Raw genomic sequence first — 13,131 nt, forward strand, 5'->3', positions numbered from 1 at the left:
ATTTGGCGGGCCTGGAATGTTGCAATATAATTAGCTAAGTTAGGGATATTGGCATCGTTGCCATTTCCCCCTTCCACCACCTTCGGTGGTCCCCCATCCAGGGAGTCCACCGGACTTCCGCGCTTCGCGCCCCCCGCAAGCGGTGGAGGTTAAAACCTTACACAGCGTAGAAGTTGACCAGCTTGGCATCGAAGATGCCATCCACGGCCTTGACCTTTTCAAGGGTAGCAGCAGGCAGGTCGTTGTCGATGGTGAGCACCATAAGGTTGGTTCCTTCCTTATCCGTCTTGCCCACCTGCATGGCAGAGATGTTGATGCCATCCCCACCCATGATGGAGCCCACCTTGCCGATGATGCCGGGGCGGTTGATGTGGGGGCAAATCAGGATGCGGGCATGGGGCGCCACATCTACGCGGAAGTCGCCTATGGAAACAATGCGTCCTTCCTGACCGAAGAGAGTACCCTGAACAGAAAGCACCTTGTCCCCTGCTTTGGCTTTCACCGTAATGAGGTTGGCAAAGTCCACAGGCTCCTTGTCCTTGATTTCCGTCACCTTCACGCCGCGCTCCTTAGCCAGGCTGGGTGCGTTGACATAGTTGACCTCGCTCTCCATGATGGGGTTCAGCATGCCCTTCATCACAGCAGTAGTGAGGAGCTTGGTATTGACCTCGGTGATCTCGCCGTTGTAGGTGACCTCCACGCTCTTGATGGGAGCCTCGGCCAGGGGGCACAGGGTGCCGCCCAGGCGCTCTGCCAGCGTGAGGTAAGGTTCTATGACCTTCATAGCCTGGGGGGATACAGGAGCCATATTCACGGCAGTAGCCACCGGCTCGCCGTGGAGAGCTGCCCAGATGCCCTCGGCCACATCCACTGACACGCCAATTTGTGCCTCAACGGTGGAAGCACCAAGATGGGGGGTCAGCACGATGCCCGGTACGCCAATGAGAGGATGGTCAGCGGGGATGGGCTCGCTGGTGAAGACGTCGATGGCAGCCCCTGCCACGATGCCCTCCTTCACAGCCTTGGCCAGAGCCTCTTCATCGATGATGCCGCCCCGGGCGCAGTTCACCAGACGCACACCAGGCTTCATCTTCTTCATTTCCTCATAGCCGATCATGCCCTTGGTATCCGGGGTCAGGGGCATGTGCACGGTGATGAAATCAGCTTCCTTGATGACATCTTCCAAAGTGCCCACCTTAACGTCCAGCGCCTTGGCACGCTCCTCGGTAACATAGGGGTCATAGGCAATGATATCCATATCGAAGGCCTGAGCCCTCTTGGCCACGCCGCTGCCGATGCGGCCCAGGCCCACCACGCCCAAGGTCTTGCCTCTGAGCTCTACGCCCACATATTTCTTGCGATTCCACTCGCCCTTCTGCATGGTCTCGTTGGCCACGGGAATATTGCGTGACATGGAGAGCATCATGGCCATAGTATGCTCCGTAGCGGCAATGGTGTTGCCACCCGGGGAATTGATGACGATTATGCCCTTGGCAGTAGCCGCAGGGATATCAATGTTATCCACGCCAACGCCTGCACGGCCGATGATCTTCAGCTTCTCTGCCTTCTCAATGACCTCTGCCGTAACCTTGGAAGCAGAGCGCACCATCAGGGCGTCAAATTCAGGGATAATTTCCAAGAGTTCCTCTGCGGAAATCTTGTCCTTCACCACTACCTCGAACTCCTTCTGCAGGAGCTCAATGCCCTTTGGGGAAATGCCATCAGCTGCCAAAACCTTCATACCCATCTCTCCGACTCTCCTTTTTATAGATTATACAATATTCTTTTTCAGACTAACAATACTATAAGCCATCCTCTTTCGAACGTCAAGTGTTCTCTTGAGAAAAACAAAGTTTATTTTCATCCTTGCTTTTAGTCAAAATTACAGTTACAATATTAAAAACGGCGCTGTTTACACTAAATAAAACAGTGTCGCCAAAAGCAAGAAGTCCCATGAATCTCTTTGTTTTAGGAGGTATTATCATTGGAAGCAGATCGTATCTATAATTTCAATCCGGGGCCGGCTGTGCTGCCCCTGGAAGTACTGAAGGAAGCCCAGGGCGAATTCCTGAATTTCAACCACAGCGGCATGAGCATCCTGGAAATCAGCCACCGCGCCAAGCAGTTTGACGAAGTACTGGAGAAAGCCAAGGCAGATGTGAAAGAGCTGATGGGCCTGGGCGATGATTACGAAGTCCTCTTCATCCAGGGCGGCGCCAGCCTGCAGTTTGACATGATTCCCATGAATTTTGCCACCAAAAAACACAAGGGTTCTTATGTGCTGTCCGGCAGCTTTGCCAGCAAGGCATATAAGGAAGCCGAAATCCTTGGCGTAGGCGAAGTAGCTGCTTCAAGCAAGGACGTGGATTTCCGCCACATCCCCACCCAGGATGAGCTGAAGATAAACCCTGAGGCTGCCTACGTGCACCTCTGCTACAATAATACTATCTACGGCACTGAGTACCATTACATCCCTGAGACCAATGGCGTGCCCCTCTTTGCAGACATGTCCTCTGACATGCTCTCCCGCCCCCTGGACTTTTCCAAGTTCTCCTTTATCTACGCCGGTGTCCAGAAGAACCTCGGCCCGGCTGGCACCGTGCTGGTAGTAGCAAAGAAGTCCCTGCTGGAAAAGAGCCCTGAAACTTTGCCCACCATGCTGCGCTATGACACTTTCTATAAAAAGAACTCCCTCTACAACACCCCCCCTGCCTTCTGCATCTACATGGTAGGCAAGGTGGCAGCCTGGATCAAGGCCCAGGGCGGTCTCTCCGTCATGGCAGAGCGCAATGCCAAGAAGGCAGCCCTGCTCTATGAGGCCATCGACAGCTCCGAAGGCTTCTACAAGGGACATGCAGACAAGGACAGCCGTTCCTTCATGAACGTCACCTTCCGTCTGCCAAGTGAGGAGCTGGAGAAGGAATTCGTAGCTGAGGCCGGAAAGGTTGGCCTGGGCGGCGTCAAGGGCCACCGCAGCGTCGGCGGCATGAGAGCTTCCATCTACAATGCCATGCCCTATGAGGGCGTAGCCAAGCTGGCAGAGTTCATGGAGAGCTTCCGCAAGGCTCACAAGTAAAAAAAGCAATGCAAAAGGCATCTGCAACCATCATGAGATGGTCGGCAGATGCCTTTTTATCATTACTGTTCGTTCTTCAGTTTCTGGACTTCATCCAGCAGGTACTCGTTGAGGACCTTGATGTAGGTGCCCTTCATGCCCAGGGACTTGGACTCGATGACACCGGCGGACTCGAACTTGCGCAGGGCATTGACGATGACAGAACGGGTGATCTTCACCTCGTCTGCAATCTTGGAAGCCACCAGCAGGCCCTCGGTGCTGTCCAGGGCAGACAGGATGGCGATGGCTGCCTTGCGCTCGGAGAAGGACAGGGTGTTCAGGGCAATCTGCACCGTAGCCTTCTTGCGTGCCTCGATCTCAATCTTCTGGGCGTGGTCGCGGAGCATCTCCATGCCCACCACGGTTGCGCCATACTCGCAGAGCAGGAGGTCATCATCGGTGAACTCTTCATCGTACTTGGCGATGATAAGGGTGCCAATGCGCTCTCCTACGCCATAAATGGGGACAACTGTGGTATTCTTGCCATTGAACAGGCAGCGGCTGTTCTCAGAATATGCGCACATGCCAGTCTTGGAGCGCAAGTTGGCATTGGTCTCGTCCATGCGCATGAGCCAGTTCACATAGTGCTTGGGGAACTCGCCCTGGTTGATGACCTTGTCCACCATCAGGTCGCATTCGAAATCGTCCACAAAGGCATAACCAAAAATCTTGCCCTTCTTATTGGTGATATAGACATTCGCATTGAGCACGTTGCTAAGGACACGGGAGATGCCATCGTACTCCACGTTCTCGGAACGCTGCAGCAGACGGTTGATCTTCCTTGTTTTTTCCAGCAATGATGACATGTAAGCCTCTCCCTTTCTGACTTTTGAAACTTTAAAACACAATAGCTGTATTTTCGCACTTTTTACATACCATTGTTATTTTATCATATTTTTCACAATTATCATAGATGGCAAGGAAATTTTTTTAATTAAATTTTCTGCTTTTACTCACTTTCAAAGACAGAAAAGGAAAGACGACAGCCAAAGAAGCTGCCGTCTGCCATAAACTTTCTGAAATAGTTACTTAAAGTATGAACTGGGAAAGGTCCCTGTTCACCACAATATCTGATAACTTCTCATCCACATAGGATGCGTCAATGGTCACATGCTTCTCGGTAAGGTCGGGAGCGTCAAAGCTCACCTGCTCCAGGAGCTTCTCCAGAAGAGTGTGGAGACGGCGGGCACCGATGTCCTCAGCCTGCTCGTTCACATCGCAGGCCAGCTCAGCCACCCGGCTGATGGCATCAGGCCTGAATTCAATGGTCACGCCCTCAGTAGCCAGCAGAGCCTCATACTGCTTCAGCAGGGCATTCTGGGGTTCAGTGAGGATTTTCTCAAAGTCTTCCTTGCGCAGGGACTTCAGCTCCACGCGGATGGGGAAACGGCCCTGCAGCTCGGGAATCAGGTCGGAGGGCTTGGCCGTGTGGAAAGCGCCGGCAGCGATGAAGAGGATGTGGTCAGTCTTCACGGGGCCGTACTTGGTCATGACCGTAGAGCCTTCCACGATGGGCAGGATATCACGCTGCACGCCCTCCCGGGACACATCAGCGCCGCCGGAAGTGCCGTTCTTCACTGCCACCTTGTCAATCTCATCCAGGAACACGATGCCGGTATATTCGGCTACCTTCACGGCCTCTTCTGCCACAGCTTCCATATCGATGAGCTTGGCAGCCTCTTCCTGGGCGAAGATCTTGCGGGCCTGGGCCACGGTGACCTTGCGCTTCTTGCGGTTCTTGGGCATCAGGCTGCCGATCATATCCTGCAGGTTGTCACCCATGCCCTCCAGGCTGGAGCCTGCGAACATGCCCACCATGGGCTTGGAGGACTCTTCCACATCTATCTCGATGGTCTCCTCCTCCAGCTCGCCCTTGTCCAGGCGCTTCTTCACCCATTCGCGTCCGGCAGGATATTTTGGTTCTGCTGGCTTCTCCTCTTCCTCCTCGGCAGCCCCGAAGAGCTTGCCCAGAGGATTCTGGGATTTCTTGGGCTGGGGCACGAAGACATCCAGGATGCGCTCTTCTGCCAGTTCCTTGGCCTTGTCCTGCACGGCTTCCATGCGCTGCTGGCGCACCATGCGCACAGCAGTCTCCGCCAAATCACGGACAATGGATTCCACATCACGGCCCACATAGCCCACCTCGGTGAACTTGGTGGCTTCTACCTTGATGAAGGGTGCCTTCACCAGCTTCGCCAGGCGGCGGGCAATCTCCGTCTTGCCCACGCCGGTGGAGCCGATCATGAGGATGTTCTTGGGTATGATATCCTCCTTCATGGCTCCCGTAAGCTGGCGGGAACGCCAGCGGTTGCGCAGGGCGATAGCCACGGAACGCTTGGCCTCCCCCTGCCCCACTACGTATTTATCCAGCTCCGCCACGATTTCCCGGGGAGTCTGCTCATTCACGCCAATTTCTTCTATCTTCTTCTCGATGTCGCTCATGCCAGTTCCTCCACCTTGATATTATGGTTCGTGTAGACGCAGATGTCTGCGGCAATGGAAAGAGCCTCTTTGGCCACCTCTTTGGCTTCCATATCCGTATGCTGCACCATGGCCCGGGCTGCTGCCAGGGCGTAGAAGCCGCCGGAACCGATAGCTGCTGCATCCCCGTCCGGCTCAATGACCTCGCCGTTGCCTGAGAGCATGAGGATTTTCTCCTTGTCAGCTACCAGCAGCAGGGCCTCCAGCTTCCTGAGCACCCTGTCCGTGCGCCAATCCTTGGCCAGCTCCACCGCAGCCCGCTGCAGGTTGCCATTGTAGCTTTCCAGCTTGCCCTCGAACTTCTCGAAGAGGGTGAAGGCATCAGCCACAGAACCGGCAAAACCTGCCAGCACCTTGCCGTGATAGAGAGTACGCACTTTCCGCGCATTGGCCTTCATGATGGCGCTCTGTCCAAAGGTCACCTGGCCGTCACCAGCAATGGCAGTCTTGCCATTCTTGCGCACGGCACAGATAGTAGTAGCATGAAATTCCATTCTGCTTTCCATAAGATCAACTCCTAGTAAGGCTGTGTCAGATATTGATGTGTCAGATATTAAGCTGGGACTTGAACTTCTCCAGGCTTTCCAAAGCTCGTTTGGCCAGCCATTCTTTCTTGTATTTTTTCCGCTCACTGCGGGGGATAGCTCTCAAATCCTGCTTGGTCAGCCCCGCATCCGGCAAAAGCCCGAAATTCACATTCATGGGCTGGAAATGCTTGGCTTCGCTGGTGGTGATATAGTGAGCCAGAGCTCCGTGGCAGGTTTCCTCCGGGAACACCAGCGGCTCCAAATCCATGGCTGCCCTGGCGGCATTGATGCCTGCCACCAGTCCTGAGGAAGCGCTTTCCACATAGCCCTCCACTCCCGTCATCTGCCCGGCAAAGAAGAGATTGTCATTGCCCTTCAGCTGATATGTAGGGCGCATGTGGCGGGGAGAATTCAGGAAGGTATTGCGGTGCATGACGCCGTAGCGCAGGAACTCTGCATGCTCCAGGCCGGGTATCATGCCAAAGACACGGCGCTGCTCAGGCCACTTCAGGTGAGTCTGGAAGCCCACGATATTGTAAAGGGTGGCTCCCGCATTATCCTGACGCAGCTGCACCACGGCAAAGGGCAGTTCCCCGGTCTCCGGGTGCTCCAGCCCTACAGGCTTCAAGGGACCGAAAAGAAGCGTATCTTCGCCACGGGACGCCATGACCTCCACAGGCATGCAGCCCTCGAAGAATTTCTCCTTCTCAAAATCCTTGGTGGGAGCTTTCTCGGCATTTACCAGTTCCTGCCAGAAGGCCCGATACTCTGCCTCAGTCATGGGACAGTTGATGTAGGCAGCCTCTCCCTTGCCGTAGCGGGAAGCACGGTAGGCTTTGGTCATGTCCACGGATTCCAGGCTCACGATGGGCGCTGCCGCATCATAGAAATACAGGGAATCACTGTCCGTGCGGCGGGCAATATCTTCCGCCAAGGCTCCTTCCGTAAGGGGGCCGCTGGCAATGATGGTCACCGACCCCTCTTCTTCGGGGATGGCAGTGACTTCCTCATGAATCACCGTTATGTTTGGATGGTTGCTTACCTTTTCGGTGATGTAATCGCTGAAGCCGTGCCGGTCCACCGCCAAGGCGCCCCCAGCGGGCACCTTGGTAGCATCAGCAGCCTCCATGATGATGGAGCCCAGCCGGCGCATTTCTTCTTTCAATACGCCTACGGCGTTTTCCATGCCAGCCCCACGCAAAGAGTTGCTGCACACCAGCTCCGCAAAGCCTGCAGTCTTGTGGGCCGGAGTGGATTTCTCCGGGCGCATCTCATATAAGGTCACCTCAGCGCCCATTTTGGCTGCCTGCCAGGCGGCTTCCGCCCCTGCCAGGCCTGCGCCGACGATGATAACTTTCTTCATGCCTTTTCTCCTTCGGCTGCGGCCTCCGCCTCAGCTTTTTCCAATTCCTTGGCCCGCTTGGCCTCGGCCCGCTGGCGAATCTTCTCCAGCTCCTTGTTGATGGGGTGATTGATGCGACTCTCGCAATCGTCGTTGCTGCAATAAGTGATGCCCCTGCCGTTCTTATAATGATGCTTCAGCATAAAGGCACCGCACTTCTCGCACTTCTCCTGCAAGGGCTGGTCCCAGGTGTTGTAATCACACTCAGGGTAGTTCTCGCAACCGTAGAAGGTACGGCCCCTGCGGGTGCGGCGCTCCACGATGCGTCCCCCGCACTTGGGACAGGTCACACCGGTGTCCTTCAGCAGGGGCTTGGTATTGCGGCACTCGGGGAAACCCGGGCAGGCCAGGAACTTGCCAAAGCGCCCCTGCTTCACCACCATCATGCGGCCGCAGAGATCGCACTGCACATCGGAAACCTCCACCGGCAGCTCCACATGACCTATGGCCTCGTCAGCCTTTTCCAAAGTCTCCTCAAAGGGGCCGTAGAACCCCCCCAGCAGGTCGTTCTTCTTCACCTGGCCCTCGGCAATGCCGTCCAGCTCGTTCTCCAGGTCTGCCGTGAACTTCACATCAACGATATCCTGGAAATACTCCTCCAGCATATCCACCACCACAAAGCCCAGCTCCGTGGGCTGGAAGTGCTTGTCAATGCGCTGCACATAGCCCCGGGCCTGAATGGTCTCAATGATTGGGGCATAGGTGCTGGGGCGCCCGATTTCCTTTTCCTCCAGGGTCTTGACCAGGGAAGCATCGTTGTAGCGGGGAGGCGGCTCCGTGAAGTGCTGCTGGGGCAGTGTCTTCACGAGATCCAGAGCATCCCCTTCCGCCAGCTCCGGCAGGATGACATCCTTTTCCTTCTTGGTGGCATCTGCCCCGGCATAGACTGCCGTGAAGCCCGGGAATTTCAGGCGGGAGCCTGCAGCCCTGAGGCCGTAGCGGCTGCCGGCCTGAATGGCAATGCTCATGGTATCGTACACTGCCGGCACCATCTGGCAGGCAATGAACCGCTGCCAGATCAGGGTGTAGAGCTTCAGCTGGTCCTTGCTCAGATACTTTTCCACCGCCTCAGGAGTCAGCTCCGCCTGAGTGGGACGGATGGCCTCATGTGCATCCTGGGCCTTCTTGCCCGCCACATAGACATTGGGCTTTTCTGGCAGATAATCCTGGCCGAAGTTCGCCTCAATGTAGCTGCGGGCCTCATTCTGTGCCACCTCGGAAAGGCGGGTGGAGTCGGTACGCATGTAGGTGATAAGACCCACGGGCCCCTTGTGGCCCAGTTCCAGACCTTCATAGAGCTGCTGGGCCAGCATCATGGTCTTGCGTGAGGTGAAGCCCAGCTTGCGGGCAGCATCCTGTTGCAGTGAGCTGGTGGTGAAGGGCGCTGACGGCTTCCTGCGGCGCTCGCTCTTCTTGATGGCCTGCACGGCAAGGTCCTGCTTCTGCAGGTCAGACACCAAAGCCATAGTCTCAGCTTCTGTATGGAGTTCCAGCTTCTCGCCGTCCACCTGAACCAGTTCCGCTTCAAACTGGGTGGACTTGGCTTTCCTGAGCTTCAGCCCTACTGTCCAGTATTCCACAGATTCAAAAGCCTGGATTTCCTTTTCCCTGTCGCAGATTAACTTCACCGTCACAGACTGGACGCGGCCCGCAGACAACCCCTTCCTTACCTTGCGCCAAAGCAAAGGAGACAGCTTGTAGCCCACAATGCGGTCCAGCATGCGGCGGGCCTGCTGGGCATCCACCTGGTCAAGGTCAATAGAGCGGGGATGCTTGACTGCCTCCTGGATGGCAGGCTTGGTTATTTCGTTGAAGACAATGCGGCAGTCCCCGGCAGGGTCCAGTCCCAGAATATAGGACAGATGCCAGGCAATGGCCTCACCTTCGCGGTCAGGATCGCTTGCCAGATAGACTTTGCTGGCGTTCTTGGCATCTTTCTTCAACGCCTTGATGAGGTCACCCTTGCCCCTGATATTGATGTACTTGGGCTCGAAATCGTTCTCCACATCGATGCCGAACTGGCTCTTGGGCAAATCCCTGAGATGTCCCATGGAGGCACGCACCATGTACTTCTTGCCCAGGTATTTCTCTATAGTCTTGGCCTTGGCCGGTGACTCCACCACCACCAGGGTCTTCTTCACTTTGCTGGCCGTAGCTTTCTTCTTTGGCCTTACCTTTTTCTTCTCTTCTGCTTCCGCAACTGCTGCAGCCAAACTGTCACTCCCTCTCCGCACGCCTGTAGGCATGCAGTTCGTTTTCTACCACAATGCCTTCCATCTCCATCTGCAGGAGCAGGAAGGACAAGGTGGAAACCTCCCCTTCCGGCAGGCATTCTATTATTTCATCCATAGTCAAAGGGTGCTCAAAAGAAAGCACCTGATACACACGGCGCTGCTCCGGGGTGAGCTTTGGCTCCTGGCGGGGCTTCTTTTCCTCTGCAGCCAGCCCCAGTCCCTCCAGCACATCCTCTACCGAAGCAGCCATGCTGGCCCCTTCTCTCAGCAGATGATGGCAGCCTTCACTCGTGCTGGAAAAAATGCTGCCAGGCACGGCAAACACCTCCCGCCCTTCGCTCAGGGCCAGTTCCGCCGTAATCAGGGAACCGGAGCGCTTTGCCGCCTCCACCACTACCGTGCCTCTGGAAAGGCCGGCAATGATGCGGTTCCTGGCAGGAAAATAAGCTGGCAAAGGCTGAGTGCCCGGCTCATATTCCGAAATAATCGCCCCGCCCCGCTCCACGATGGTTTCAAAAAGGCGGCGATTCTCGGGAGGATAGACCACATCCACCCCGCAGCCAAGCACCGACACAGTCCTGCCATTTGGAGCCTGCAGCGCCCCCTTGTGGGAGGCGGTATCAATGCCCCTGGCGCCGCCGCTGACCACTGTCAGCCCGGCCTTGGCAAGACCCATGCCAAAACTCTTGGCCACGGCCTCCCCATAGGGAGAAAACTTCCTGGCCCCCACCATGGCAATGCGGGCAGCCTCCTTCTGGATAGTTCCCTTCACATAGAGGATGGCGGGAGCCTCGTAAATCTCCTTCAGCATGGGGGGATAATCCTCATCCCAGATGGTGAGCAGCCTGACGCCAAGGCGGCTGCACTCTTCCTGCAGCTTCTCTGGCAGTCCGGGTTCCTCCTTGCGGAACTCCGCCAGCCGCCTGATGAGCTTCTCACCCATGCCAGGCACCTGCCAGTCTGCAGGCTCAGCCTCCCAGACCGCCCGGGCAGATCCCAGGCACGTCACCAGCGCCTGCAATTTGCTGCCGCCCACCCCCGGGCAACGGGATACCGCTGCGCCGTAAAAGGGTTCCATTCCCTCCATCTGCCTCACCATCCCCGCTTCAGCCTTCCATGCTTGTCTATACGTTTCAATCCTCTAGCTATCTGTATCAGATACTATCAGTTCAGTCTAAAAATTCCTTTAATATTTCAATGTTTTTGTCTGAAGCCATTTCCCATTATTCCAAGTTCACAGTATATCATGCAGACAGCTTGCAGACAAGTCAAGACATTCTAGAAAACTGGCTTATTTTATTATGAAAACCCAAGAAATCAAGTCCACAGGACGCAGATTGATTGGTTGTTTTCGTTTAAGGGCGTAGGTGCAAAACTTTGTTTTGCACGGAGTTTTATGGCATTCTGGCAGCTTTGACGCTTACGACCTTTTCATCTACAGTAGCCTATGCTATAACCCGACTTTGCCACGTAAAAAATGCACGAAGCCACAGTACATATGGCTTCGTGCTTATTTTTTCGAAAATAATATACACCTACACTTCAAAGGTCCATATCAGCCTTCATCTTTCGTAAATCACCTCTTGTGTAAAGCTTCGGGACAATATCCAGTGAGAACGCAGACAGTATCTTCTTTAGGTCATCATCCATTGTGTTATTGAATCGGTAAAGGTCTCCGGGCAGTTTGTCAATTTGCCACTTTTGCAGGGCTGACTGGACACGTCTGCCAGAAAGGCCGTAACTCCACAGGCTGTCAGCATTTCCGCCAGGGGTAGCAGATAAAACTTTTTTCTGAATCAGGCGGAGCATTGTCAATGCCATCATGCATACCAGGAGATGCGCCTGTATATGCTCCCTGGTTGAGACATATATTGGGCGTGTGGCCAGCGTTCCTTTCATTTCCCTGAACTGGTCTTCGATCTGCGTCAGCCCGTGGTAAGCCTCCACAACATCTTCATCGGCCATGTCTGTTTCCGAAGTCACAATCTGGTAATAACCCATGTATGCCGTTAGTTCCTCAAGCTTTTCTTCATCCAGCATGCCCAGCAGTTTGCCGGACTCGATCATCTCCCCGGTTTCCTTGTGGACAAACTCTTTCTTGAAATATTTCTTGAGCTGGCGGGACTGTGTTGCCGTCACGCGGAATGTTGACGGGTTATTGCGCAGTTTCTCCAGAAAATCCAGGAATCTCTTATGCTCGTGGTACTCGCGCTTGTAGAAGCGTTCGCTCCAGTAGACAACAACTTTCTCTTTGAGTTCCACGGTATTGCCGTCCTCATCCTTTACCCTGCGGGTCAGAATACGTGATTTCAGACGGAAGGAACTGCCCTTGGATGTATAGCCTTCCTGCTCCAGAATCCAATGTCTCTCAGCCTTCGGGGTCTTGCGTATGCTCTTGCTTACTATGTAGCCCTGTCCATCCCTGACAAGATGACAGAGGTTGTAGAAAGAATGCATGCCTCGGTCAGCCACCAGAACAAAACGTTCCGTCTCAAGTCTCCCCATGCTTTTCTTCAGGGCAGGACGCAGCGTAGCCTGGTCAAGGGTATTGCCGGGGAATGACTCAATGGTTATGGGGATGCCGTTGTCATCAAGGAAAAGCCCCATCTGCACGATTGGCTCTCTGCGATTCTCCTTGGAAACGCCTTTCTGCCGCAGGCCTTTTTGCGTATCACCGTTTACGCGCTCATCAGGATCTGGATCTTCTATCTCAAAGAAGAAGTTCGTGACATCATAGTAAATATGCGCCGTGGAACGTCCTACGGATTTGCAGATGGAAGAATGCATCCGGCGGATGAACTGTTCCTTGTGCTCCGCCAGCACATCCAGTGCATCGTAGATATGGTAGGGATAGGAAACATCTGCCAACGGGGCAAAATACTGCTCGTTCTGCTGTGCGGTTTCCCACTTGGAAGCAGGCTGCAGTATGCGCCCGAAAATGAGCAGGCGTATGAATCCGGCCAGGTCATATGTAAGTCCCAATGAGTGCTTCAAAGTTGCACAAAGCTTGTCCAGCCCCAGCTGCCCAAACAGTCGGTCAAGCAGAAACTGGGCAACGAGTTTTGGCGCGCCTATACAGGCAGCCTCTCCTTCGACGTAAGTTACGACATGCTTTTGCGGCAGTGGGGAATCGACATAAGGAAGCAGAGAATCAATGATGGGGATTCCGTTCTTGTATGAATCCTTCAGACGCTGCACGAAATCCGGCTTGCCGTCATCGAAGCGGGACAAGGGGCCAATGTTCATGACGGTCTTCTTGCGGGAGACCTTGCGCCCCTGGCTGTCTTCAACCCGGCAGCTTTGCATCAGACGGAGGTAAGGGATGCCATTGTTCTTGCACAGCTCGACAAACATAGTCCTCTCCTTATGTAA

The 13,131-nt window shown here is 54.7% G+C and carries 9 protein-coding genes; 1 reads left to right on the forward strand and 8 read right to left on the reverse strand.

Annotated elements, in window-relative coordinates; all coding sequences use genetic code 11:
- Positions 1 to 157: 157 nt before the first annotated feature.
- Positions 158 to 1,741: a phosphoglycerate dehydrogenase gene (gene serA / locus P159_RS0111875; RefSeq protein ID WP_029544317.1), complete on the reverse strand. Its 1,584-nt coding sequence runs from the start codon at positions 1,739 to 1,741 to the stop codon at positions 158 to 160.
- Positions 1,742 to 1,984: 243 nt separating this feature from the next.
- Here serA and serC point away from each other — a divergent pair, with 243 nt between their 5' ends.
- Positions 1,985 to 3,076: a 3-phosphoserine/phosphohydroxythreonine transaminase gene (gene serC / locus P159_RS0111880; RefSeq protein ID WP_029544319.1), complete on the forward strand. Its 1,092-nt coding sequence runs from the start codon at positions 1,985 to 1,987 to the stop codon at positions 3,074 to 3,076.
- 62 nt (positions 3,077 to 3,138) lie between these two features.
- On the opposite strand, the gene codY is transcribed toward serC, so the two are convergent.
- From codY to P159_RS0111915, 7 genes are all read right to left on the reverse strand, one after another.
- Positions 3,139 to 3,921 (reverse strand): GTP-sensing pleiotropic transcriptional regulator CodY, encoded by a 783-nt coding sequence (codY, locus tag P159_RS0111885; protein ID WP_029544320.1) that lies wholly within the window; start codon positions 3,919 to 3,921, stop codon positions 3,139 to 3,141.
- 223 nt (positions 3,922 to 4,144) lie between these two features.
- Positions 4,145 to 5,536: an ATP-dependent protease ATPase subunit HslU gene (gene hslU, locus P159_RS0111890; RefSeq protein WP_029544322.1), complete on the reverse strand. Its 1,392-nt coding sequence runs from the start codon at positions 5,534 to 5,536 to the stop codon at positions 4,145 to 4,147.
- Positions 5,537 to 5,553: 17 nt separating this feature from the next.
- Positions 5,554 to 6,090: an ATP-dependent protease subunit HslV gene (gene hslV / locus P159_RS0111895; protein ID WP_029544324.1), complete on the reverse strand. Its 537-nt coding sequence runs from the start codon at positions 6,088 to 6,090 to the stop codon at positions 5,554 to 5,556.
- A gap of 52 nt (positions 6,091 to 6,142) precedes the next feature.
- Positions 6,143 to 7,486 (reverse strand): methylenetetrahydrofolate--tRNA-(uracil(54)-C(5))-methyltransferase (FADH(2)-oxidizing) TrmFO, encoded by a 1,344-nt coding sequence (gene trmFO, locus P159_RS0111900; protein WP_029544325.1) that lies wholly within the window; start codon positions 7,484 to 7,486, stop codon positions 6,143 to 6,145.
- Positions 7,483 to 9,771 carry a type I DNA topoisomerase gene (topA, locus tag P159_RS0111905; RefSeq protein ID WP_029544327.1) on the reverse strand — a complete coding sequence of 763 codons (2,289 nt, stop codon included), beginning with the start codon at positions 9,769 to 9,771 and terminating at the stop codon, positions 7,483 to 7,485. Before topA ends, trmFO begins: the two co-directional genes overlap by 4 nt.
- Positions 9,743 to 10,846 (reverse strand): DNA-processing protein DprA, encoded by a 1,104-nt coding sequence (gene dprA, locus P159_RS0111910; protein WP_029544329.1) that lies wholly within the window; start codon positions 10,844 to 10,846, stop codon positions 9,743 to 9,745. The genes topA and dprA overlap by 29 nt, the downstream gene beginning before the upstream one ends.
- Positions 10,847 to 11,301: 455 nt before the next feature.
- Positions 11,302 to 13,113 carry an IS1634 family transposase gene (locus P159_RS0111915; RefSeq protein WP_029540396.1) on the reverse strand — a complete coding sequence of 604 codons (1,812 nt, stop codon included), beginning with the start codon at positions 13,111 to 13,113 and terminating at the stop codon, positions 11,302 to 11,304.
- Positions 13,114 to 13,131: the final 18 nt, after the last annotated feature.

The sequence above is a fragment of the Selenomonas sp. AB3002 genome, assembly GCF_000702545.1.
Lineage (GTDB): Bacteria > Bacillota > Negativicutes > Selenomonadales > Selenomonadaceae > Selenomonas_B > Selenomonas_B ruminantium_A.